The sequence below is a fragment of the Agromyces lapidis genome, assembly GCF_009749405.1.
Taxonomy (GTDB): Bacteria; Actinomycetota; Actinomycetes; order Actinomycetales; family Microbacteriaceae; genus Agromyces; species Agromyces lapidis.
On the sequence record NZ_WBIQ01000008.1, the window covers coordinates 148601 to 171756 of the forward strand.

Consider the following 23156-nt stretch of genomic DNA (forward strand, 5'->3'; position numbering starts at 1 on the left):
CGCAGACGACTGCGGTATCGACACGCGAAACGGCCCGGGCGTGAGCCCGGGCCGTTTCGCCGCTTCAGCCGGCGGCACCGGTCGGCGGGAGAGGTCGGCCGCCGCGCACGCCTCAGTGGGCGACCGGTGCCCCCTGCTCCATGTCGGCGGGCTTGCGCACGAAGAACGCGCCGACGACCGCGATGAGCGAGATGATCGCGCCCACGAGGAACGCCGCGCGGATGCCGGCCGCCTCGGCCGCGATCGCCTCGGCGCCGCCCGCCGCGACGGTCGCGGTGCGGGAGGTCATCACCGTGATGAACAGCGCCGTGCCCGCCGCACCGGCGACCTGCTGGATCGTGCCGAGGATCGCCGAACCGTGCGAGTAGAACCGCGGCTCGACCGAGCCGAGCGCCGAGGTGAACAGCGGGGTGAAGGTGAACGCCAGCGCGGTCGACATGACGATGTGCGCGATCAGCACGAGCCAGGGCGGGGTCGACTCGGTGACGAGGGTGAGACTCCACAGCACCGCCGAGACGCCGATCGCGCCGGGCACGAGCAGCGGCGTCGGGCCGAGGCGGTCGTAGAGCCGGCCGACGGTCGGCCCGAAGAGCCCCATGATGAGCCCGCCCGGCAGCAGCAGGAGGCCGGTCATGAGCGGCTCGAGCCCGAGCACGTTCTGCAGGTAGATCGGCAGCAGGATGATGGTGCCGAACAGTGCGGCCATCATCACCGTCATGAGGCCGATCGAGATAGCGAAGTTGCGCGAGCCGAAGGTGCGCAGGTCGAGCAGCGCGCGATCGCTGCGCTGCAGGGCGAGCTGCCGCAGGATGAAGGCGGCGATGCCGGCGACGCCGACCCCGATCGAGACCCACATGGCGGTCTGGTCGGCGGGGGAGCGGCCGCTCACGACGCCGCCGACGAGGCTCAGGCCGTAGACGAGCCCGCCGAAGCCGAGTGCCGAGAGCACGACCGAGAAGGCGTCGATCGGCAGCTCGCGGGTCTCGCTGACGTTCTCGACGCGGCGGATGCCGATGACGAGCATGACGAGCGCGATCGGCAGCACGAGCCAGAACATGAACCGCCACGACAGGAACGTCAGGATGACGCCAGAGATCGTGGGGCCGATGGCGGGCGCGACCGACATGACGATCGAGACCCGGCCCATGAAGCGGCCGCGGTCGGCGGGCGCGACGAGCGTCATGAGGGTCGTCATCAGCAGCGGCATCATGATCGCCGTGCCGGTGGCCTGCACGACGCGGGCGCCGAGCAGCACCTCGAAGCCCGGGGCGAGCGCCGCGATGAGCGTGCCGGCCGAGAAGAGGCTCATCGCGAGGATGAACACCGGCCGCGTCGGGATGCGCTGCAGCAGGAACCCCGTGATGGGGATGACGACCGCCATCGTCAGCATGAACGCCGTGGTGAGCCACTGAGCGGCGGAGAGCGTGATGTCGAGGTCGACGACGAGGTGCGGGATCGCGACGCCCATGATCGTCTCGTTGAGGAAGACGACGAAGGTCGCGGCGAGGAGCAGCCAGATGACCCGCGAGTTGCGGGCGCCGTGCTCGGGCTGGTGGGCGACGACCGCCGCGTCTTGGGCGGCGGCCTCGGCGCTGATCGCCGGGGTGGATGCGGTCGAGGGATCGAGGTCGGATACGGCGCGTTCGGTCACTGCGGTGAGTCCAATCGAGATCGGCGCGGGCGCGCCGGAGTCAGGCGTCGAAACGTGAGAGAGATCGAATAGGTGGGTCAACCCGCGAGGGGCGACGCGCTATTCCCAGATGCCGAGATCGATCGGAATGCATGGAACGCGGTCGCCGTGGTGACCGCGTTCATGAGAGAAGCGGGGTCGCGGGTTACGGTGCCGGGGCCGGACCGTCGGTCGGCGTCGGGCGAGGCAGCCAGCCCTCGAGCAGCTGCTCTTCGGGGGCCAGTTCGTTCTCGACGCGACGGTCGCGCACGGCGTCGTCGGCGGGGGTGGGAGTGGAATCGCTCATGGCGACACGATACCGCGCACGGCCGACACCGCACGGGACACGGCGGTCGCGGCATCCTCGATCTCGTTCGCCGTCGTCGACGAGCCGAGCGTGAATCGAACGGCGGTCTGCGCGAGTTCGGCGGGCACGCCGATCGCCGTGAGCACGTGGGAGGGCTCGTCGCTGCCCGCGGCGCAGGCCGATCCGCTCGAGCAGACGACGCCGTCGCGCTCGAGCTCGAGCAGCACGGCCTCGCCGCTCGTGCCGGGGAAGACGAAGGACACCGTGCCCGGCAGCCGCCGCGTCGCATCGCCGGTGAGCCGGGCGTCGGGCACCTCGTCGAGCACGCGCGCCGTGAGCCGGTCGCCGAGCGCGCCGACCCGGGCGGAGGCCGAGGCGCGCTCGGCCTCCGCGAGCCGCAGGGCCGTCGCGAAGGCGACCGCACCGGCCACGTTCTCGGTGCCCGAACGTCGCCCGCGCTCCTGGCCGCCGCCGTGCAGCACCGCTTCGATCGGCAGCCTGCCGCGCACGATGAGTGCGCCAGTGCCCTTCGGCGCGCCCACCTTGTGCCCGGCGAGCGAGAGTGCGTCGACGCCGAGCGCACCGAGCGGGAGGGGGAGCCGGCCGGCCGCCTGCACGGCGTCGCTGTGCATCAGCGCGCCCCGCTCGTGCGCGAGCGCCGCGAGCTCTGCGACGGGCTGCACGGTGCCGATCTCGTTGTTCGCGAGCTGCACCGAGACGAGGGCGGTGTCGGGCCGCAGCACGGCGGCGAGCGCCTCGGGCGTGACCAGGCCCGCGGCGTCGACCGCGACCTCCGAGACCTCGAATCCGTGATGGCGCGCGAGGTAGGCGGCCGATTCGAGCACCGCCTCGTGCTCGATCGGCGAGACGACGAGATGGCGGCCGCGCGGCGAGGCCAGCGCGAGGCCCTTCACAGCGAGGTTGTCGGCCTCGGTGCCGCCGCTCGTGAACACGACGTCGCCCGGGCGGGCCCCCACGACCTCGGCGACCGCGAGGCGCGCGGCGGCGAGGGCGCGGGCGGCCTCGTCGCCGAGCCCGTGCCGGCTCGACGGGTTGCCGAACGCCCCGGTCAGGTACGGCCACATCGCCTCGAGCGCCTCGCGGCGAACTGGCGTCGTCGCCGCGTGGTCGAGGTAGATCACGGGTGCCCCGCGGCGGCGGCGGGCGTCGAAGCCGCCGCCTCGACGACGACGTCGAGCCCGAGGTCGAGCGAGCGCACCGAATGCGTCAGCGCCCCGACCGAGATCACGTCGACGCCGGTGGCGGCGATCGCGGCGACCGTGTCGAGCGACACCCCGCCAGAGGCCTCCACGATCGCGCGGCCCGCGACGAGTGCGACGCCGTCGACGAGCTGGTCGGTCGTGAAGTTGTCGAGCATGATCGTGTCGGCGCCGCCGGCCAGCACCGCTTCGATCTGGTCGAGGCGGTCGACCTCGACCTCGAGGTGGGCGGTGTGGGGCATCCGATCGCGCGCCGCGCGCAGCGCTGCGGCGAGGTCCGCGCCGTCGGCCGTGAGCACGGCGAGGTGGTTGTCCTTCGCCATGATCGCGTCGGAGAGCGAGCGCCGGTGGTTGCGCCCGCCGCCGTCGCGCACGGCCTGCCGTTCGAGGCTGCGCAGGCCAGGCGTCGTCTTGCGGGTGTCGACGATGCGCGCCCGGGTGCCCGCGGCGGCGGCGACGTAGCGCGCCGTCAGCGTCGCGATGCCCGACATGCGCTGCACGAGGTTGAGGCCCACGCGTTCGGCGCGCAGGATGCCTCGCGCCGGCCCCTGCACGCGCGCGAGCACCCGGCCCGCGGCGAAGGGCTCGCCGTCGGCGGCGAGCTGCTCGACGTCGATGCGCGCGTCGATGAGCCGGAACGCCGCCGCGAACACCTCGATGCCGCTGAGCACGCCCGGTTCGCGGGCCACGAGCTCGGCCGTCGCGGTCGCCGCCTGCGGGATCAGCGTCTCGCTCGTGAGGTCGCCCCAGGGGGCGTCCTCGTCGAGGGCCATAGTCACGATGCGGTCGATCTCACGGGCTTCGGTCATCAGGCGGCCTCCAGTTCGGGAGCGGGTGCGGTTGCGGGGTCGTCGAGGCGGAAGTGCGCGCCCGTGCTCCCGCGCCGCGCGATCGCCGCGGCGACGGTGAGGCGCGCGAGATCGAGCAGGTTGCGGTCCTCGGCGCTCCGGCGATCGCGCACCTCGGGTGCGCGCCAGCCGTCGAGCTGTTCGGATGCCGCGCGCAGCCCCCGTTCGTCGCGCTCGAGCCCGACCTGCTCCCACATGAGGTCCTGTAGGGCCGAGCGGTCGACGCTGCTGCTGCTGCTGCTGCTGCTTGTGCAGGAGATCTGCTCTGGCGCGAGCTGTGGGGCCCTGCCGGTGCAGTTCTCCTGCACAAGCAGCACCGGCAGCACCGGCGGCACCGGCTCCGCTGACTGCTGGGCCGGGTCGCCCGCGATCGCGCGTGCGACCCGCTCGGCGAACACCGCGGCCTCGAGCAGCGAGTTCGAGGCGAGCCGGTTCGCGCCGTGCACGCCCGTGCGGGCGCACTCGCCGACGGCGTAGAGGCCCGGCAGGCTCGTGCGTCCGTCGAGGTCGGTGGCGACGCCGCCCATCGCGTAGTGCGCCGCGGGCGTCACGGGCACGGGCTCGCGGCCCCAGTCGATTCCGGCGTCGCGCACCACGCGGTCGAGCCCGGGGAAGCGTTCGGCGAGGAACGCCGCGCCGAGGCCGGTCGCGTCGAGGCGCGCGGGCGCACCGCCCTGCTCGGCCATGCGCCGCCAGACCGCGCGGGCGACGACGTCGCGCGGTGCGAGCTCGGCGTCGGGATGCACCTCGGGCATGAACCGGTGGCCCGTCGCGTCGCGGAGCACCGCGCCGTCGCCGCGCACGGCCTCCGAGATGAGCGGCGTGCCGGGGGCGGCGAGCGCCGTCGGGTGGAACTGCGTGAACTCGAGGTCGGCGACGGCCGCGCCCGCACGCCACGCGGCGGCGACGCCGTCGCCGGTCGCGACGTCGGGATTGGTGGTGTGCCGGTAGAGGCGGCCGCTGCCGCCCGTCGCGAGCACGACCGCGTCGGCGCGTCGCTCGACGATCGCACCGTGCTCGTCGAGGAGGCGGGCGCCGACGACGCCCGCCCGCCCGTCGGCGCCGCGTTCGACGAGGAGGTCGAGGAGCATGGTGCGTTCGTCGATGCGCACCGCGCGCCGGCGCACCGTGCCGACGAGGGCCGCCTCGATGGCCGCGCCGGTCGCGTCGCCGCCGGCGTGCACGATGCGGGCGCGCGAGTGCGCGGCCTCGAGTCCGCGGGAGAGGCCCGAGTCGCCGCGGTCGAATGCGACCCCGAAGCGGATCAGGTCGCGCACCCGCGCCGGACCCTCGTCGCACAGCACCCGCACGGCCACGGGGTCGGCGAGTCCCGCCCCCGCGGCGAGCGTGTCGGCGACGTGCCGGGCGGCCGAGTCGTCGGGGAAGAGCGCCGCGGCGATGCCGCCCTGCGCGTACCTCGTGTTCGTCTCGGCGAGCTCGGTCTTCGTGACGAGCTCGACCGAGCAGCCGGCATCGGCCGAGCGCACCGCCGCCCACAGGCCCGCGATGCCGCCGCCGATGACGAGCACGCGCGTCATGTCAGGCTCCGACGGGTGCGGTCGTGGGAGCCGGGGGCTTCGCCGCCAGCATGCGCTCGAGTGCGAGGCGGGCGGGCTCGGCGACGTCGGCCGGCACCTGGATGCGGTTGACGACGCGCCCGGCGACGAGCTCTTCGAGCACCCAGGCGAGGTAGCCGGGATGGATCCGGTACATCGTGGAGCACGGGCACACGACCGGGTCGAGGCAGAAGATCTCGTGCTCGGGGTGCTCGGCCGCGAGGCGCTGCACGAGGTTGATCTCGGTGCCGATCGCGAAGGTCGACCCGGCGGGGGCGGCCTGGATCGCCTTCACGATGAAGTCGGTCGACCCCGCGGCATCCGCTGCATCGACGACGGGCATCGGGCACTCGGGGTGCACGATGACCTGCACGCCCGGGTGCGACGCGCGCGCCGCGGCGATCTGGTCGACCGTGAAGCGCTTGTGCACCGAGCAGAATCCGTGCCAGAGGATCACCCGTGCGTCGTCGAGCTCGTCGGAGGAGGAACCGCCCAGCGCCTTGCGGGGGTTCCACATCGGCATCTGCTCGAGCGGCACGCCCATCGCCTTCGCCGTGTTGCGGCCGAGGTGCTGGTCGGGGAAGAACAGCACCCGCTGCCCGCGCTCGAAGGCCTGCTCGAGCACGACTCGCGCATTCGAGGAGGTGCAGACGATGCCGCCGTGCCGCCCGACGAAGCCCTTGAGGGCCGCCGAGGAGTTCATGTAGGTGACCGGGATGACCGGCACCCGCCCCGTGGCATCCGGCGCGTCGAGGTCGCCGTAGACCTCGGCGAGCTGCTCCCAGCACTCCTCGACCGAGCTCTCGTCGGCCATGTCGGCCATCGAGCAGCCCGCGGCGAGGTTCGGCAGGATCACGGCCTGTTCGGGGCGCGAGAGGAGGTCGGCGGTCTCGGCCATGAAGTGCACGCCGCAGAACACGATCGCCTCGGCGTCGGGCCGCGTGAGCGCCGCGTTCGCGAGCTGGAACGAGTCGCCCACGAAGTCGGCGTGCTCGACCACCTCGTCGCGCTGGTAGAAGTGTCCGAGCACGACGACGCGGTCGCCGAGCGTCGCCTTCGCGGCGCGGATGCGCGCGTGCAGCTCGTCGTCGCTCGCGTTGCGGTAGGCCTCGGGCAGGGCGCCCTGGCGGGGCGAACCGGTCGGGATGACGTCGCCCATCGAGGCGCCGGGGCCGTAGCCGGCGGGGCCGGCGTCGAACTCCCAGGGCCCGGCGGCGAGCTCGGGTGCGCAGCTCGCCCCCTCGGCCGCTCCTGCGGCGATGAGCTTCAGGCTGCGATCGACGGAGGCCGCGCGGCGGACGTCGGGGTTCGTGATGGTCATGAGGCGGGCCTCTCGCTCTGGAACGGTTCTCGGTCGTCGGCCGTGCGGGTGGCCGAGGGGTCGTAGCGGTAGAGCTTCGGCGGGCGGTGCGCGGCACCCGCCTGGAACTCGCCGGTCTCGCGGAGGCGGCCGGAGGCGATCATCGTGCGCCGGAAGTTCGCGGGATCGAGGCTGCGCTGGAGGACCGCCTCGTAGACCTCGCGCAGTTCGGCGAGCGTGAAGGTGCCGCCGAGGAACGCGTGCGCGATCTCGGTGTACTCGACCTTCGTGCGCAGCCGCCAGAGCGCGTACTCGACGATGCGGTTGTGATCGAACGCGAGCCCGGGCAGCGTGTCGGCGGGAACCCAGCGCACGTTCGGGCCGGCAGCGGCGCGCGCCGCCTCGTCGCTCTGCACGAGCGCCCAGTAGACGACCGAGACGACGCGGGCGTCGGGGGAGCGGTTGACCTCGCCGAAGGTGTAGAGCTGCTCGAGGTACTTCGGCGCGAGCCCGGTGGTCGCTCGCAGGGTGCGGGCCGCGGCGACCTCGAGCTCCTCGTTGACGGGGAGCCAGCCGCCGGGCAGCGCCCACAGACCGAGTTGCGGTTCGCGGGTACGGCGGACGAGCGGGGTCCAGAGCACGGCCCGGCCGGCGGCGCCGGGGCGCAGCGTGAAGATCACCGTCGAGACGGCGAGCCTGGTCGGTGCGTCGAGCTGGTGCGGCATCCCTCGGTCCTTCCTGCCTGCGGCCGGCCGCTTCTTCGAGTCAATCTGACTCGAAGTGCGACGAGGTCAGCTTACAGTCGTGTTGACCAGAAGGCGAACCGGAGGCCTGCCCGGCTCAGTCGGCGTTCGCGAGCTGCGCGTCGATGCGTGCGCAGAGCTCCGAGGTGTCCTCCTCGCCGAAGAGCGCGGGGACGCGATCGAGGCCGGGGTAATGGTGGCTCGCCGCCTCGCGCTCCTCGCGCGTGGCCCGCTCGCCGTCGTCGCGGCAGTTCGCCGCGGTGTGCAGCGCCTCGCTGAACCGCGCCTGGCTCGCCTCGGAGAGCGCCCACCCGAGCGGCGGCACCACGGCGGGCTCGGAGCCCGGGGCGACGACGATGACCCCGCCGGCCGCCGCGCCGCCCGGGCCGACCACCGCCTCGAAGGCGGCCCGGCACGCCGACGCCTGCTCGGGATCCGCCGAGGCCGTCTCGGAGGGGCACGCCTCCGGCATCGTGAGGGCGATCCGCTGGATCCACGCATCCTGCCCGGTGAGGCGCACGCGGGCGGCGTTGCCGGTGATCGGGGCGAGCGGCTCGGACTCGGCCCGGGCGATGTCGGTGACGAGGTCGTAGCCCTGCGAGTTGCGCAGGTAGAGCAGCACCGGCACGAGCGACACGTCCGAGCCGGGCCGGCTGTTGACCTCGGCGAACCGGTCCATGAGCTCGGGGGCGATGTCGGCGATCGTCGCGAGCGAGGTCGGCTCGACGTAGCCGCCGTCGACGAACTGGGCGCCCGCGACGTCGCCGCACGGGAAGTCGCCGGGCAGGCTCCCGGTGGGGGTGATCACGGCGAACCGCGCCGAGAGCATCGCCGCCGTCGACCAGTCGAGTCCGGCGAGGCAGTCGGATGCCTCCTGGGCGTCCTCGAGGCCCGGCAGCTCGTCGAACTGCAGCATCGAGGGCAGTCCGCCGGTGCCGTCGCAGGGGCCGATTCGCCCGCCGCCCGCCGAGGCCGGTTCGCCCCGCTCGGGAATGACCGGCGCCTGCTGCACGAGCAGGCGGCACTTCGTCACGACGTCTGCCGAGTTCATGAGGAGCGCGCCGGTCAGCGGATCGATGGTGTTCGTGAACGGCGCATCGAGCGAGGTGCCGTCCTCCCACCACGCCTCGATGAGCGCTGCGCGGTCGCGCCACCTCCAGCCGTGGTCGTCGCCGTCGGCCGGGTCGAGGTACGAGGGCATGTGCACGCCCCAGCCGCCGGCGACGGCGTCGCCGACGACGAGCCCGAGGGCCGCGGTCGAGACCGCCTCGGGGCGCGAGAGGTTGCGCGCCGCGGCGACGAGCGTCTCGGGGTCCTGCTGCGTGTCGTCGTCGGCGGCGCTCGCCAGCGCGAGGCCCACCGAGCCGCCGCTGATGCCGCTCGCGATGAACCCGGAGCGCGCCGCGCAGCCGTCGAGCGCGCCGAGTACGGAGGCCGTCCAGTAGGCGGCACGGATTCCGCCGCCCTCCGACGCGATGAGGAACACCGGTCGCGCGGAGGGGCCGCCCTGGTCGGGTGCGCCGTCGCCGTCCAGGTCGAGGGGGACGGCGCACTCCGTGTCCCGCCGGAGCTCGTCCAGCCGGTCGGCGAGCGCATCGGGCTCGACGGGGTTCGCCTCGGGCGAGCCGTTCGAGACGTGCACCTCGTGCAACGCCGTGTCGGAGGCGCCCGGCCAGGGCATCGCCGCGAGGGCGACGTTCAGCACGAGCGGGACGATGATGCCCAGGGTGAGCACGGGTGCGGCCTTCATGCGCAGCCAGCGGAAGGGCGCGATGAGCGTGCGGGCCTGCACGATGAGCGTGAACGCGCCGAACACGGCCACCCAGGCGCCGAGCGAGACGAGCATGACGGCGACGGCGCCGAAGGTCGCCCCGATCTGGGCGGGGTAGAGCAGGCCGAAGAGCAGCACGAACGCTCCCGCGCCGAGTGCGAGCCACTCGACCCATCCCGACTTCGACACGTGCACGCCGTCGGGCAGGCGCGCATCGGTCGGGTCGAGGCGCGAGCGCCGCAGGAAGCGGGCGCCCGCAGGCAGGAGGTTCGCGGCGGTGAGCACCGCCCACGGCGCGACGACGACGACCGCGACCGAGAGCGGGATGAGCACCCAGCCGAGCGTGCCCGCGTCCGAGCCTCCGAGCACCACCGGCACGAGGAAGGAGCGGACGACCCCGATCGCGCCGACCACGAGCACGATCGCCGCGAGCGAGTCGCCCACGATCCAGCTGTCGGAGGCGCGCTCGACATCGGCCTCGCGGGGGGACTCGGGGTGCCGGCGAGACCAGGGCCAGGTGACCGCCGCGAGCACCGCGACCGCGAGCTCGACGCCGAGGATGGCGAGGAACGTCGGCAGGTGGATCGGCGTCTCGGCGCCGTTGACGCCCGCGATGACGAGCGCGATGGCGGCGACGAGCAGCTGTCCGGCGGGGGCGATCAGCCAGGGGCCCGCCGCGTGCAGCCGCGACGGGGACTGGCGTCCGACCCAGCCGTGCACCCGGGTCTCGATCATGTAGCGGGTGCGACGGCGGTTGAGCGCGAACGCGAGCACGCCCGTGATGAGCAGGCCCGCGATGCCGAAGGCCGCGTGCCAGCCGCCGCGCGCGCCGTCGGCCCACTGCCGCTGCACATCGGGCAGCTGGTCGAGCAGGTCGGCCGCGGGGATGCAGGCCAGCACGAACAGCACGAGGATGGCGAGGGCCGCCAGGCGGTGCACCCAGATCGCGCGGCCGAGCCGTCCGAGGCGGGTGCCGATGTAGCCGCGGTACTCGGGGATCCGCAGCACGGCGACCCCGAACACCACGAAGCCGAGCACCTTCACGAGCGTGACGAAGGCCATGAGGCGGCCCACGGCGTGGGCGACGTCGGCCATGCCCGTCGACACCGCCGCGCCGGCGCCGATCTGCAGCGCACCCTCGAGGCATTCGCTCGCGAGGATCGTGGCGAAGGCGATCGCCGGCACCGTCTGCGCCGCTCGCGGCGCGGTCATGATGAGGCGGTGCAGGAGGATCGCGTAGGCGAGCACCATGACGGCGTCGAGCACCGCCGACAGGATGATCCATCCGCCGAGCTGCGCGTGCCACGGCATCTCGGCCCACGCGCTCCAGCTCGTGCGCTGCAGCAGCGAGAGCGGGCTCAGCACCATGTTCAGCGAGTGGCTCTGCCCCTCCGCGTCGGGCACGCTCGCGATGAGCCGGTCGAGTTCGGCGAGCGAGACGGCGATGAGCAGCACGACGGCGGCGAGCGAGAGCCCCTGTCCGGTGCGCTGCCAGGTGCGCTCGCCGATGCCGCGCCACTCGGGCCGCGCCGGCCTGACGGAGCCGCCGGCGGGCGCCGTGCCCCGCTCGTTCGTGCGCTCCTGCTGTTGTTGCGACATCAGCTTCCACCCGCCCTGGCTCGACCGTGCCGACGCGATGAGGCTATCGCCCGGCGTGCGCCCTCGGCATACCGCGATCGGGGGGTGGCGAAGGCCGCCGTTCCGGGCGTCGGGGCGCTGCTAGGATCACGGTACAACCTCATACCGGGCCATCGACGCGTCGCGGGAGAGCCGGCAGCACTGTTCCACGAGCAGCGCCGGCACCGAAGGAGCAAGCCTCCCTGCCAATCTCTCAGGTCTCACACCGCGACGACGAGGCCACTCTGAAAAGTGCTCCGCACGAGATCCTCGAATCTCCGCGGGGCCGCCCACGGTGAAAGCGCGTCAACGCGTGAAACTCTCAGGCTCATGACAGAGGGGGAGTTCTCATGCGGCATCCGCCGCACGAATCGCGACCGCGCGCACTGCATCCGCAGCCGGCCAGTCAAGGAGAACTCGTGACGAACGACCCCGGTACCACCGCTCCCGAGGAGCGCCTGAGCCCGCTCGACGCCGTGCACCGCGCCGCGGGCGCGAGCTTCACCGACTTCGCCGGCTGGCAGATGCCGGTGCGCTACTCGAGCGACCTCGCCGAGCATCACGCCGTGCGCAGCACCTCGGGCATCTTCGACCTCTCGCACATGGGCGAGATCGTGCTGATCGGCCCGCAGGCCGCCGCGGCGCTCGACTTCGCGCTCGCGGGCAAGCTCTCGGCGATCGAGATCGGGCAGGCGAAGTACTCGCTGCTGCTCGCCGAGGACGGCGGCATCATCGACGACCTCGTCGTCTACCGCACGGGCGAGGACCGCTACATGGTCGTCGCGAACGCGTCGAACGCGGCGGTCGTCGCCGACGAGCTGCGCGCCCGCGCAGCTGGCTTCGACACCGTCGTGTCCGACGAGAGCGACGACGTCGCCCTCATCGCGCTGCAGGGCCCCGACGCCCGCGCCGTGCTGCTCGAGACCCCCGGATTCGGCGTCGACGGCCCGGGCAACGACGAAGAGGACTTCGACGCGCAGATCGCCGCGCTGAAGTACTACCGCGCGTTCCCTGCCACCTTCGAGGGCCAGCCCGTGCTCGTCGCCCGCACCGGCTACACCGGCGAAGACGGCTTCGAGCTCTATGTCGCCCCCGAGCGCGCGGCGCGCCTCTGGGGGGCGCTCGTCGAGACCGGCGGTCCGCGGGTCGTGCCGTGCGGGCTCGCCAGCCGCGACACCCTCCGCCTCGAGGCGGGCATGCCCCTCTACGGGCACGAGCTCAGCCGCGACATCCTGCCCGTGCAGGCCGGCCTCGGCCGCGTCGTCGCACTCGCGAAGGAGGGCGACTTCATCGGTCGCGCCGCCGTCGAGCAGGGCCCCGTCGCGGATGCCCCGGTGCTCGTCGGCCTCGCGGCCGAGGGCCGCCGGGCGCCCCGGGCCGACTACGAGGTCTTCGACGGCGACGGGGCCGACGCGGCCCGCGTCGGCGTCGTCACGAGCGGCGCGCTCTCGCCGACGCTCGGCCACCCCGTCGCGATGGCCTTCGTGAGCCCCGCGCTCGCCGAGGCCGGCACCGCGCTGTTCGTCGACGTCCGCGGCACCCGCATCCCCGCTGCTGTCGTGGCGCTGCCGTTCTACAAGCGCGCCTCCTGATCCCGGCGCCGCGGTCCCGACGGCCGGCGGCGCGAACCCCGAGTCATCCACACCACAAGGAGCACCCCATGACCGACCTCAACGCACTGCACTACACCGAAGAGCACGAGTGGATCGCGATCGACGGCGACGTCGCGACGATCGGCATCACCGACTACGCCGCCGAGAAGCTCGGCGACGTCGTCTACGTCGACCTGCCCGCAGCGGGCACCACGATCACCGAGGGCACCGTCGTCGGCGAGATCGAGTCGACGAAGTCGGTCGGCGAGCTCTTCGCCCCGGTCAACGGCGAGGTCGTCGAGGCGAACCAGGCCGTCGTCGACACCCCCGAGCTCGTGAACAGCGACCCCTTCGGCGAGGGCTGGCTCATCAAGGTCAGCACCTCGAGCCTGCCGAAGCTGCTCACGCGCGACGAGTACACCGCCCTCACCGGCGAGTAAGGACCCGACCCGATGACCTCCCCCTCCTCGGCCTTCGACCTCGACGCCTTCGGGCGCCGCCACATCGGCACCACCCCGAGCGACCACTCCGTCATGCTCGCCGAGCTCGGCTACGACTCTCTCGAGGCGCTCATGTCGGCCGCCGTGCCGACGTCGATCCGCATGGGGGAGGTGCTGAACTCCGCGATCCCGGCCGCCGCGACCGAGCGCGAGGCGCTCGACGAGCTCGCCGCGCTGGCCTCGCAGAACACGGTGCGCACGCCCATGATCGGCCTCGGCTACTACGGCACGATCACCCCCGCGGTGATCCAGCGCAACGTGCTCGAGAACCCGAGCTGGTACACCGCGTACACGCCGTACCAGCCCGAGATCAGCCAGGGCCGGCTCGAGGCGCTCATCAACTTCCAGACGATGGTCGAGAACCTCACGGGCCTCGACATCGCCAACGCCTCGATGCTCGACGAGGGCACCGCGGTCGTCGAGGGGATGCTCCTGGCCCGCCGCGGCTCGAAGTCGAAGTCGAACCGCTTCGTCGTCGACGTCGACGCGCTGCCGCAGACCAAGGCGCTGCTCGTGTCGCGCGCCGAGGCGGTCGGCATCGAGCTCGTCGAGGCCGAGCTCTCCGAGGGCACGGATGTCTCCGCCCTCGGCGAGCACTTCGGCATCTTCGTGCAGTACCCGAGCGCCTCGGGGCGCGTCTGGAACCCGTCAGACGTCATCGCGGCGTCGAAGGCGCAGGGCGCGCTCGCCGTGGTCGCCGCCGACCTGCTCGCACTCGCGCTCATCACGAGCCCCGGCGAGCTCGGCGCCGACGTCGCCGTCGGCACCTCGCAGCGCTTCGGCGTGCCGATGGGCTTCGGCGGCCCCCACGCCGGCTACATGGCGGTGCGCAAGGGTCTCGAACGGCAGATGCCGGGTCGCCTGGTCGGCGTCTCGCAGGACGCGGCAGGGCACCCCGCCTACCGGCTCAGCCTGCAGGCGCGCGAGCAGCACATCCGTCGTGAGAAGGCGACGTCGAACATCTGCACCGCGCAGGTGCTCCTCGCCGTGATGGCCTCGATGTACGCCGTGTACCACGGGCCCCGGGGCATCCGTGCCATCGCCACCCAGACCGCCGGCAAGGCGAAGCTGCTCGCCGGGTGGCTCGAAGACCTCGGCCAGCACGTCGCGCACGACGCGTACTTCGACACGCTGAGCGTGCACGTTCCGGGCCTCGCGAAGAACGTCGTCGCCCGCGGCCGCGAGCTCGGCGTGCTCCTCTGGGAGGTCGATGAGGCGACCGTCCAGGTCTCCGTCGACGAGACGACGACCCTCGCCGAGCTGCACCTCGTGACGCGCGCCTTCGGCGGCCCCGACGAGCGCGAGCTCGACGGTCCGATCACCGAGACCGCGATCCCCGACTCGCTCCGTCGCACGAGCCCGTACCTCGAGCACCCGGTGTTCAACACGCACCACTCCGAGACGCAGATGATGCGCTACCTCAAGCAGCTCGCCGACCGCGACTACGCGCTCGACCGCGGCATGATCCCGCTCGGCTCCTGCACGATGAAGCTCAACGCGGCCACCGAGATGCAGGCCGTCACGTGGCCGGCCTTCGCGAACCTGCACCCGTTCGCGCCCGAGGCCGACGTCGTCGGCTCGCTCGGCCTCGTCGAGCAGCTCGAGTCGTGGCTCGCCGAGGTCACCGGCTACGACACCGTCTCGCTGCAGCCCAACGCGGGCAGCCAGGGCGAGCTCGCGGGCCTCCTCGCGATCCGCGGCTACCACCTCGCCAACGGCGAGGGCGAGCGCGACGTGTGCCTCATCCCGTCGAGCGCGCACGGCACGAACGCGGCCTCGGCCGTGCTCGCGGGCATGCGCGTCGTGGTCGTGGCGACCGACGAGCTCGGCAACGTCGACCTCGACGACCTGCGCGCGAAGATCGCCGAGCACGCGGCATCCATCTCGGCCCTCATGATCACCTACCCGTCGACGCACGGCGTGTACGAGCACGAGGTGAAGCAGATCACCCAGGCGGTGCACGACGCCGGCGGCCAGGTGTACGTCGACGGGGCGAACCTCAACGCGCTCCTCGGCTACGCGCGCTTCGGCGACTTCGGCGGCGACGTCTCGCACCTGAACCTGCACAAGACGTTCTGCATCCCGCACGGCGGCGGCGGCCCGGGCGTCGGCCCGGTGGCGGCGAAGGCGCACCTCGCGCCCTACCTGCCCGGCCACCCGATGGCGCAGCGCGCCGACCACGCGGGCGGCTTCGTGCACGGCGGCGGGCCGGTCTCGGCTGCGCCGTACGGCAGCCCGTCGATCCTGCCGATCTCGTGGGCGTACGTTCGCATGATGGGCGCTGAAGGGCTCAAGCAGGCGACCGCGTCGGCGGTGCTCGCGGCGAACTTCGTCGCCTCGCGTCTGCGCGAGCACTTCCCGGTGCTCTACACGGGCGACAACGGGCTCGTCGCGCACGAGTGCATCCTCGACCTGCGCCCCCTCACGGCCGAGACGGGCGTGAGCGTCGACGACGTGGCCAAGCGACTCATCGACTACGGCTTCCACGCGCCGACGATGTCGTTCCCCGTGGCGGGCACGCTCATGGTCGAGCCGACCGAGTCGGAGGACCTCGCCGAGCTCGAGCGCTTCGTCGAGGCGATGGTCGCGATCAAGGCCGAGGCCGACGCCGTCGGGCGCGGCGAGTGGCCGGCCGACGACAACCCGCTGCGGAACGCCCCGCACACGGCCGAGTCGGTCATCGCGGGGGAGTGGGAGCACCCGTACACCCGCGAGCAGGCCGTCTACCCGGTGCGTTCGCTCGTGCGGAACAAGTACTGGGCTCCGGTGCGCCGCATCGACCAGGCGTACGGCGACCGCAACCTCGTGTGCGCCTGCCCGCCGGTGGAGGCGTTCGCGTAGCGGGGCGGTGCGACTACGCGGGGCGCGGGACGGCGGCGTGCCGTCCGCGCTCCGGGTAGTCGCGGCGCGACGGCGCGACGACGAGTGCGTCGCGCCGCGCGATGACGCGTTCGTGCGCCTCGCGGATCTCGGTCTCGAGGTCGGGCGCGCGGAAGCGACGGTCGGTGGCGCGGGCGGCGAGGTGGCCGGCGGCGAAGGCAGCGGCGAGGTGCATGGTTCCGTTCCGTCTCTTGGTCTCCGGCGATGCCGGGGGAGGGCTCCTCGGGGCGAGGGTGCCTCCATGTTCGCGAGCGCGGCGCACCGGCGGATCAGGGTGGTCACGTGCGACGCCCCCGGGAGTACACTGAGATTCTCTCGGGATGGCTTCCAGGGGTGGCACCGAGGGGCATTCGCACGGGGAGGTGCCGTATGCCGAGCATCGATGTGATCGCGGGGCTGGCGTTCATCGCGACGTTCATCGCCGTGAGCGTCGCCACCGCAGACACCGCAGGCCTCGAACAGCGCCTGCGCCGCCGTGGCAGCGTGGCCGAGTCGGCCCAGGCCATGCGCCATGCGCAAGACGTGATGGACTTCGCCCGCGGCGGCTACCTCGGCGTGGTGTGCACGCCCAGTCGTCGCTCGCTCCACCTCAGCGGCGACCTCGACGCGGACGCGGTGCCGTCGGTCGCCCCGTCGCCCGCGGCCGAGGCGGTGGCGGCCGTGCCGCTCCGCCCCGCGCCGAGCGCCCGGCACCTCGCGCCGCGCCGTCGTCTCGTGCACCGGCGGCTCGCACGCGGCATCCGAACGCTCTTCGGGCCGACCGGGCCCGCGACATCGACGCGTGCGCCGACGGTCACTGCGCCGGCGGCGCGAAGAGCGTCGGCCACCACGCGACCGCCAGGGGATACCCGATGAACGACACCATGTCGAGCACCCAGTGCGCGACGACGAGGGGCATCGTGCGCCCCCAGCGCTGGTAGCACCAGCCGAACACGACGCCCATCGCCGCGTTGCCGACGAAGGGCCCGAAGCCCTGGTAGAGGTGGTACGTGCCGCGCAGGAGCGCGCTCGAGACGATCGTCGCCCACGGGCCCACGCCGAGTTCGCGCAGGCGGGTGAAGAGGTATCCCACGACGATGACCTCCTCGACGAGCGCCGCCTTCAGTGCCGCGAGCACGAGGATCGGGATCGTCCACCAGTGGGTGTCGAGCGGTGACGGCACCACGGCGACGGTCACGCCGGCGGCGCGCCCGATCGCGTAGAGCGCGAGGCCGGGCACTCCGATGACGGCGACGAGGGCGAGGCCGGATGCCACGTCGCGCCCCGGTCGCGTGAAGTCGAGGCCGATGCGCCGGAAAGGACTTCCGCCGGGGCGCCAGAGCAGGTAGAGCGCGAGGGCCACGACGAAGAGCCCGAAGAACACGTCGAGGAACTGGTAGGTGAGATCGAGCCACTCGCGGCTCGAGCGCGACTGGTTGATCGCGGCCGACTGCTCGGCCAGGGGGCGGGTGTCGGTGACCCGCGCGATGATCGACACGATCGAGTAGACGGCCGATGCGCCGAGCGAGAGCCCGAGCACGATCGCGAGCTCGATTCGCAGTCGTCGTGCATCGGGCATGCTGCAATCCTCGCATGAGGGGGTCTCACGCAACGATCGTGCGTGTATTCGGCGTTCTGTGTCGCTCCCGATGACGCTAGGTTGCGCATCGGTAACGGTTTCCGTCTCGACTTTGCTTCTCAGGGAACGATTCGTAGTCTTGCACCACGAAGCGCACAGTGCGGTCACGAGCCGCTCTGCCCCCGCGCACATCTCACAGGAGGAACATTGAAGATCAAGAGAATCGGCGTTGCAGCCATTGCTCTTGCTGCAGCCGGCGCACTGGTGCTCACCGGTTGCACGAGCGGCGGCGGAAACGAGGCCACCTCGCCCGCCGGTGACCCTGACGCGATCATCACGACGAACGGCTCCGAGCCGCAGAACCCGCTGATCCCGACGAACACCACCGAGACCGGTGGCGGCAAGATCGTCACGTCGCTCTTCGCGGGCCTCGTGTCGTACACGGCCGACGGTGAGATCGAGAACGACGTCGCCGAGTCGATCGAGTCGGAGGACGGGCAGCACTGGACCGTCAAGATCAAGGAGGGTCAGACCTTCACCGACGGCTCCGACGTCACCGCGAACTCGTTCGTCGACGCGTGGAACTACGGCGCCCTCTTCAGCAACGCGCAGGGCTCGTCGTACTTCTTCGACAACATCGAGGGCTTCTCCTACGAAGCCGACTCCGAGCTCACGGGCCTCAAGGTCGTCGACGACCTGACCTTCGAGGTCACCCTCGTCGCGCCCGAGGCCGACTGGCCGCTGCGTCTGGGCTACACCGCCTACTCGCCGCTGCCCGAGGTCGCCTTCGAGGACATGGAGGCCTTCGGCGAGAACCCCATCGGCAACGGCCCGTACATGCTGGCCGAAGAGGGCGCCTGGGTTCACGAGGAGCGCATCGACCTGGTGACCAACCCCGACTACGACGGCGTTCGCAAGCCCGCCAACGGCGGCCTCTCGATCGTCTTCTACGCCTCGCAGGACTCGGCCTACGCCGACGTTCAGGCGGGTAACCTCGACGTCCTCGACGCCGTGCCCGACTCGGCGTTCGAGACCTACGAGGACGAGTTCGGCGACCGTGCGGTCAACCAGCCGGCAGCCATCTTCCAGGGCTTCAACATGCCGTACTACCTCGAGCACTGGAGCGGCGAAGAGGGTCAGCTCCGTCGTGCAGCCATCTCGATGGCCATCAACCGCGACGAGATCACCGACGTGATCTTCCAGGGCACCCGTACCCCGGCGACCGACTACACCTCGCCGGTCATCGCGGGCTGGACCGACCAGCTCGAGGGTGCCGAGGTCCTCGAGTTCAACCCCGACGAGGCCAAGAAGCTCTGGGCCGAGGCCGACGCGATCGCCCCGTACGGCGACACCGTCTTCGACCTCGCGTACAACGCCGACGGCGGCCACCAGGCCTGGGTCGACGCGGTCGTGAACTCGATCGCCAACACCCTCGGCATCCAGGCCGTGGGCAAGCCCTACCCGACGTTCGCTGCGGCCCTCGACGACCGCACCAACGACAAGCTGACCGGTGGCACGCGCGCCGGCTGGCAGGGCGACTACCCCTCGATGTACAACTTCCTCGCCCCGCTCTACCAGACCGGTGCCGGATCGAACTACGAGGACTACTCCAGCGAAGAGTTCGACAACCTCCTCAAGGAGGGCGCTGTCGCCGCTTCGGTCGAGGACGCGACCGCGATCTACCAGCAGGCTCAGGAAGTCCTGCTGAAGGACCTGCCCGCGATCCCGCTGTGGTACTCGAACGTGACCGGCGTTTCCGCCGACACCGTCGACAACGTGGTGTTCGGCTGGGACTCGGTGCCGCTCTACCACCAGATCACCAAGGGCTGAGGCGTAACTCTCGTCTATAATCCCGTCTAGCATGATGTCCGGGGCGACAACGCCCCGGACATCATGCTGATATCCGATCGATTCTGTGATTGCGGCCCAAAATGCTCTCAGCACTACACCCTGAGGAGCGCTGATGCTCTGGTACACCGGAAAGCGCCTCCTCCAAATCATCCCCGTGCTCCTCGGAGCCACCTTCCTCATCTACTTCATGGTCTTCGCCATGCCGGGCGACCCGATCGCGGCGCTCTACGGCGATCGTCCGCCGGCCCCCGGTGTGATCGACCAGATCCGTGAGCAGTACCACCTGAACGATCCGTTCATCGTGCAGTACTTCTACTACCTGCTCGGGATCTTCCAGGGTGACTTCGGCGTCACCTACTCGGGTCAGCCGGTCAACGAGGTGCTCGCCCGCACCTTCCCGGTGACGATCCGCCTCGCCCTCCTCGCGATCTTCTTCGAGATGGTCGCCGGCATCACCGTCGGCCTCATCAGCGGTCTGCGCAAGGGCGGCATCTTCGACGCGACCGGCCTCGCGGTGAGCCTCGTGCTCATCTCGCTGCCGATCTTCGTGCTCGGCTTCGTCGCCCAGTACTTCATGGGCATCCAGTGGGGCTGGTTCAGTCCCACGGTCGGCACCGGCGCCCCGCTCGAAGACCTGATCCTGCCGGCCATCGTGCTCGCGACGATCAGCTTCGCGCAGATCGTGCGGCTGACGCGCTCCTCGGTCATCGAGACCTCCAGCCTCGACTTCGTCCGTACGGCGTACAGCAAGGGGCTCACGCGACGACGCGTCGTCCCCGTGCACATCCTCCGCAACTCGCTGATCCCGGTGGTCACCTACCTCGGCACCGACTTCGGCACGCTGCTCGTGGGCGCGACCATCACCGAGGGCATCTTCAACGTGCCCGGCGTGGGTCGCACCCTCTATCAGGCGGTCATTCGAGGCGAAGGCCCCACGGTCGTGTCCTTCGTGACGATCATGGTGCTGCTGTACCTCGTCGTGAACCTCCTGATCGACCTTCTCTACGCCGTGCTCGACCCGAGGATCCGCTATGCCTGACACGTCTTCATCGAAGCCCCGCATCGAGCACTACGTCGCTCCGCTCGAGGAGACGCCGCTCGAGGCCATCGACTCGGTCAAGGCCGAGGGCAAGCCCTCGAACCTCTGGATCGACGCCTGGCACGACCTGCGTCGTCGTCCGATGTTCTGGATCTCCTCCGCGCTGATCCTCCTCATCGTGTTCGTCGCGCTGTTCCCCGGCCTGTTCACGAACGAGTCCCCGAGCGAGGGCTGCCTGCTGGCGAACAGCAACGGCGCACCCGCCCCCGGGCACCCGCTCGGGTTCACCCGCCAGGGCTGCGACGTGTTCGCGCGCATCGTCTACGGCGCCAGCACCTCGCTGTCGGTCGGCATCATCGTGACGATCCTGGTGTTCACTCTCGGCGTGCTCTTCGGCGCGTTCGCGGGCTACTACGGCGGATGGGTCGACGGGGTGCTCTCGCGCCTCGGCGACATCTTCTTCTCGATCCCCTACATCCTCGCCGCGGTCGTCATCATGTCGGTGCTCGCGAACTACCGGAACGTGTGGGTCATCTCGCTCGCGATCGGTATCTTCGCGTGGCCGGCGACAGCACGTGTGCTGAGATCCGAGATCCTGCGCGTCAAGAACTCCGACTTCGTCACCGCCGCCACGGCGATCGGCGTCTCGCGGTTCAAGATCATGTGGGCTCACGTGGTGCCGAACTCGATCGCGCCGGTCATCGTGATCGCGACGATCTCGCTCGCGGGTGCGATCGTCGCCGAGGCGTCGCTCTCGTTCCTGGGTGTCGGACTGCCCTCGAGCATCATGTCGTGGGGCAATGACATCGCCCAGGCGCAGACGACGCTCCGCACCGCTCCGCAGGTGCTGATCTACCCGTCGATCGCGCTTTCCCTGACCGTGTTCTCGTTCATCATGCTCGGTGAAGTCATTCGAGACGCACTCGACCCGAAGGCGAGGGCACAGCGATGAGCACCCCCCTGCTCCAAGTCAAAGACCTCGAGGTCGCATTCCGTACCCAGACCGGCCTCGTGCAGGCGGTCCGCGGGGTGAGTTTCACGCTCGAACGCGGCTCCAGCCTCGCGATCGTGGGCGAGTCGGGCTCAGGCAAGTCGACGACCGCGCACGCGATCATCAACCTGCTGCCGGGCACCGGCCACATCTCGGGCGGGCAGGTGCTGCTCGACGGGGAGGACCTGGCCAAGGCGTCGCAGAAGGAGATGGAGGAGATCCGCGGTCGCAAGATCGGGTTCGTCCCCCAGGACCCGATGTCGAACCTCAACCCGGTGTGGTCGATCGGCTTCCAGGTCGAGGAGGCGATCCGTGCGAACGGCATCGCCAGCGGCCGCAAAGAGGTCAAGCAGCGCGCGATCCAGGTCTTGAAAGAGGCCGGCCTGCACGACGCCGACCGGCGTCTCAAGCAGTTCCCGCACCAGTTCTCGGGCGGCATGCGCCAGCGCGTGCTCATCGGCATGGGTCTCGCGGCGAACCCGCAGCTCCTGATCGCCGACGAGCCGACCTCGGCGCTCGACGTGACGGTGCAGCGGGTCATCCTCGACCACCTCGAGTCGCTCACCCGCGAACTCGGCACGACGCTGCTGTTCATCACGCACGACCTCGGCCTCGCGGCCGAGCGCGCCGAGCAGCTCCTCGTCATGTACAAGGGCCAGGTCGTCGAGTCGGGCCCCTCGGCCCAGATCCTGCAGAACCCGCAGCACCCGTACACGCAGCGACTCGTCGCCGCCGCCCCGAGCCTCGCCTCGCGGCGCATCCAGGCGACGGGCAGCATCTCGGCGGCCGAGTCGGCCATCGCTACCGACGCTTCGTCGGCTGCGGGCGAGGCGATCGACCTCATCGCGACCGCCGAGGCCCGCGCCGAGGCACTCGAGGCCGCGGCCTCGCAGCCGCCGGCGATCGTGGTCGAGAACCTGACGAAGGTGTTCAAGATCCGCGGGTCGGGCGACTTCACCGCGGTCGACGACGTCTCGTTCCAGATCGCGAAGGGCACCACCACGGCGCTCGTCGGCGAGTCGGGCTCGGGCAAGTCGACCGTCGCGAAGATGCTGCTGAAGCTCGAAGACGCGACGAGCGGCAAGATCGTCGTCGGCGGCCACGACCTCGCGAGCGTGAGCGGCAGAGAGATGTTCGGTCTCCGCAGCCGCATGCAGCCGGTCTTCCAGGACCCGTACGGTTCGCTGAACCCGCTGCGCAACATCGGCAACACCATCGCCGAGCCGTTGACGACGCACAAGATCGGCACGGCGGCGTCGCGTCGCGAGCGCGTGTTCGAGCTGCTCGACCAGGTGTCGCTGCCGCGCACGCTGGTCAGCCGCTACCCGAACGAGCTCTCGGGCGGCCAGCGTCAGCGCATCGCCATCGCGCGTGCGCTCGCGCTGAAGCCCGAGATCGTCATCCTCGACGAGGCGGTCTCGGCGCTCGACGTGCTCGTGCAGGCGCAGATCCTGCGTCTGCTCGCCGAGTTGCAGGCCGAGCTCAACCTGACGTACCTCTTCATCACCCACGACCTCGCGGTCGTGCGCGTCATCGCCGACAATGTCTGCGTGATGCAGAAGGGTCGTATCGTCGAGGCGGCGACCACCGACGAGGTGTTCGACAACCCCAAGGAGCAGTACACCCGCGACCTGCTCGCGGCCATCCCGGGCGCGAACATCAAGCTCGGGGCGTAGCTCCGCACGCCGAGAACGCCCGGCATCCGACCCTCGGA

The 23156-nt window shown here is 71.3% G+C and carries 18 protein-coding genes and 1 riboswitch; of the genes, 8 read left to right on the top strand and 10 right to left on the bottom strand.

Annotated features, from left to right (window positions below; translation table 11 throughout):
* Positions 1-112: 112 nt before the first annotated feature.
* The 8 genes from GQQ93_RS13570 to GQQ93_RS13605 all read right to left on the bottom strand — a co-directional run bounded on the left by GQQ93_RS13570 (position 113) and on the right by GQQ93_RS13605 (position 11013).
* Positions 113-1651, bottom strand: a complete 1539-nt coding sequence (locus GQQ93_RS13570) for a DHA2 family efflux MFS transporter permease subunit (RefSeq protein ID WP_157424770.1) — start codon at positions 1649-1651, stop codon at positions 113-115.
* 184 nt (positions 1652-1835) lie between these two features.
* Positions 1836-1976, bottom strand: a complete 141-nt coding sequence (locus GQQ93_RS13575) for a hypothetical protein (RefSeq protein ID WP_157424771.1) — start codon at positions 1974-1976, stop codon at positions 1836-1838.
* Complete coding sequence (locus tag GQQ93_RS13580) at positions 1973-3118, bottom strand: cysteine desulfurase family protein (RefSeq protein WP_157424772.1); 1146 nt, start codon at positions 3116-3118, stop codon at positions 1973-1975. The genes GQQ93_RS13575 and GQQ93_RS13580 overlap by 4 nt, the downstream gene beginning before the upstream one ends.
* Entirely contained in the window at positions 3115-4005 is an 891-nt protein-coding gene (gene nadC / locus GQQ93_RS13585) for a carboxylating nicotinate-nucleotide diphosphorylase (protein ID WP_157424773.1), read from the bottom strand. Before nadC ends, GQQ93_RS13580 begins: the two co-directional genes overlap by 4 nt.
* Positions 4005-5582 carry an L-aspartate oxidase gene (gene nadB / locus GQQ93_RS17955; protein ID WP_157424774.1) on the bottom strand — a complete coding sequence of 526 codons (1578 nt, stop codon included), beginning with the start codon at positions 5580-5582 and terminating at the stop codon, positions 4005-4007. The genes nadC and nadB overlap by 1 nt, the downstream gene beginning before the upstream one ends.
* A 1-nt stretch (position 5583) precedes the next feature.
* A complete protein-coding gene (gene nadA / locus GQQ93_RS13595) occupies positions 5584-6921 on the bottom strand; it encodes a quinolinate synthase NadA (protein WP_157424775.1) in 1338 nt (445 codons plus the stop codon).
* Complete coding sequence (locus GQQ93_RS13600) at positions 6918-7625, bottom strand: NUDIX hydrolase (protein WP_157424776.1); 708 nt, start codon at positions 7623-7625, stop codon at positions 6918-6920. The genes nadA and GQQ93_RS13600 overlap by 4 nt, the downstream gene beginning before the upstream one ends.
* 115 nt (positions 7626-7740) lie before the next feature.
* Entirely contained in the window at positions 7741-11013 is a 3273-nt protein-coding gene (locus GQQ93_RS13605; RefSeq protein WP_157424777.1) for a hypothetical protein, read from the bottom strand.
* Positions 11014-11166: 153 nt separating this feature from the next.
* Positions 11167-11270, top strand: a riboswitch (glycine riboswitch).
* A 180-nt stretch (positions 11271-11450) separates the two neighbouring features.
* Here GQQ93_RS13605 and gcvT point away from each other — a divergent pair.
* The 3 genes from gcvT to gcvP all read left to right on the top strand — a co-directional run bounded on the left by gcvT (position 11451) and on the right by gcvP (position 15964).
* Positions 11451-12623 (top strand): glycine cleavage system aminomethyltransferase GcvT, encoded by a 1173-nt coding sequence (gene gcvT, locus GQQ93_RS13610; protein WP_246192324.1) that lies wholly within the window; start codon positions 11451-11453, stop codon positions 12621-12623.
* Positions 12624-12691: 68 nt separating this feature from the next.
* Entirely contained in the window at positions 12692-13063 is a 372-nt protein-coding gene (gcvH, locus tag GQQ93_RS13615) for a glycine cleavage system protein GcvH (RefSeq protein ID WP_157424779.1), read from the top strand.
* A gap of 12 nt (positions 13064-13075) precedes the next feature.
* Positions 13076-15964 carry an aminomethyl-transferring glycine dehydrogenase gene (gene gcvP / locus GQQ93_RS13620; RefSeq protein WP_157424780.1) on the top strand — a complete coding sequence of 963 codons (2889 nt, stop codon included), beginning with the start codon at positions 13076-13078 and terminating at the stop codon, positions 15962-15964.
* Positions 15965-15977: 13 nt separating this feature from the next.
* Here the strand turns inward: gcvP and GQQ93_RS13625 are convergent, their stop codons facing one another.
* Entirely contained in the window at positions 15978-16178 is a 201-nt protein-coding gene (locus GQQ93_RS13625; RefSeq protein WP_157424781.1) for a hypothetical protein, read from the bottom strand.
* Positions 16179-16372: 194 nt separating this feature from the next.
* On the opposite strand from GQQ93_RS13625, the gene GQQ93_RS13630 reads away from it, so the two are divergent.
* Positions 16373-16858: a hypothetical protein gene (locus GQQ93_RS13630; protein ID WP_157424782.1), complete on the top strand. Its 486-nt coding sequence runs from the start codon at positions 16373-16375 to the stop codon at positions 16856-16858.
* Here GQQ93_RS13630 and GQQ93_RS13635 read toward each other — a convergent pair.
* Complete coding sequence (locus tag GQQ93_RS13635; RefSeq protein WP_157424783.1) at positions 16797-17561, bottom strand: CPBP family intramembrane glutamic endopeptidase; 765 nt, start codon at positions 17559-17561, stop codon at positions 16797-16799. The two genes, GQQ93_RS13630 and GQQ93_RS13635, sit on opposite strands and share 62 nt — an antisense overlap.
* A 207-nt stretch (positions 17562-17768) precedes the next feature.
* Here GQQ93_RS13635 and GQQ93_RS13640 point away from each other — a divergent pair, with 207 nt between their 5' ends.
* From GQQ93_RS13640 to GQQ93_RS13655, 4 genes are all read left to right on the top strand, one after another.
* Complete coding sequence (locus GQQ93_RS13640) at positions 17769-19391, top strand: peptide ABC transporter substrate-binding protein (protein ID WP_157424784.1); 1623 nt, start codon at positions 17769-17771, stop codon at positions 19389-19391.
* A 133-nt stretch (positions 19392-19524) separates the two neighbouring features.
* A complete protein-coding gene (locus GQQ93_RS13645; protein WP_157424785.1) occupies positions 19525-20451 on the top strand; it encodes an ABC transporter permease in 927 nt (308 codons plus the stop codon).
* Entirely contained in the window at positions 20444-21403 is a 960-nt protein-coding gene (locus tag GQQ93_RS13650) for an ABC transporter permease (RefSeq protein ID WP_157424786.1), read from the top strand. The genes GQQ93_RS13645 and GQQ93_RS13650 overlap by 8 nt, the downstream gene beginning before the upstream one ends.
* Entirely contained in the window at positions 21400-23118 is a 1719-nt protein-coding gene (locus GQQ93_RS13655; protein ID WP_157424787.1) for a dipeptide ABC transporter ATP-binding protein, read from the top strand. The genes GQQ93_RS13650 and GQQ93_RS13655 overlap by 4 nt, the downstream gene beginning before the upstream one ends.
* Positions 23119-23156: the final 38 nt, after the last annotated feature.

Coding starts and splice junctions, on each gene's coding strand:
- GQQ93_RS13600 (WP_157424776.1), bottom strand. CDS start 7,625: ATGCCGCACCAGCTCGACGCACCGACCAGGCTCGCCGTCTCGACGGTG.
- GQQ93_RS13575 (WP_157424771.1), bottom strand. CDS start 1,976: ATGAGCGATTCCACTCCCACCCCCGCCGACGACGCCGTGCGCGACCGT.
- GQQ93_RS13635 (WP_157424783.1), bottom strand. CDS start 17,561: ATGCCCGATGCACGACGACTGCGAATCGAGCTCGCGATCGTGCTCGGG.
- GQQ93_RS13655 (WP_157424787.1), top strand. CDS start 21,400: ATGAGCACCCCCCTGCTCCAAGTCAAAGACCTCGAGGTCGCATTCCGT.
- gcvH (WP_157424779.1), top strand. CDS start 12,692: ATGACCGACCTCAACGCACTGCACTACACCGAAGAGCACGAGTGGATC.
- GQQ93_RS13605 (WP_157424777.1), bottom strand. CDS start 11,013: ATGTCGCAACAACAGCAGGAGCGCACGAACGAGCGGGGCACGGCGCCC.
- GQQ93_RS13650 (WP_157424786.1), top strand. CDS start 20,444: ATGCCTGACACGTCTTCATCGAAGCCCCGCATCGAGCACTACGTCGCT.
- GQQ93_RS13645 (WP_157424785.1), top strand. CDS start 19,525: ATGCTCTGGTACACCGGAAAGCGCCTCCTCCAAATCATCCCCGTGCTC.
- GQQ93_RS13630 (WP_157424782.1), top strand. CDS start 16,373: ATGCCGAGCATCGATGTGATCGCGGGGCTGGCGTTCATCGCGACGTTC.
- gcvP (WP_157424780.1), top strand. CDS start 13,076: ATGACCTCCCCCTCCTCGGCCTTCGACCTCGACGCCTTCGGGCGCCGC.
- nadB (WP_157424774.1), bottom strand. CDS start 5,582: ATGACGCGCGTGCTCGTCATCGGCGGCGGCATCGCGGGCCTGTGGGCG.
- GQQ93_RS13625 (WP_157424781.1), bottom strand. CDS start 16,178: ATGCACCTCGCCGCTGCCTTCGCCGCCGGCCACCTCGCCGCCCGCGCC.
- nadC (WP_157424773.1), bottom strand. CDS start 4,005: ATGACCGAAGCCCGTGAGATCGACCGCATCGTGACTATGGCCCTCGAC.
- nadA (WP_157424775.1), bottom strand. CDS start 6,921: ATGACCATCACGAACCCCGACGTCCGCCGCGCGGCCTCCGTCGATCGC.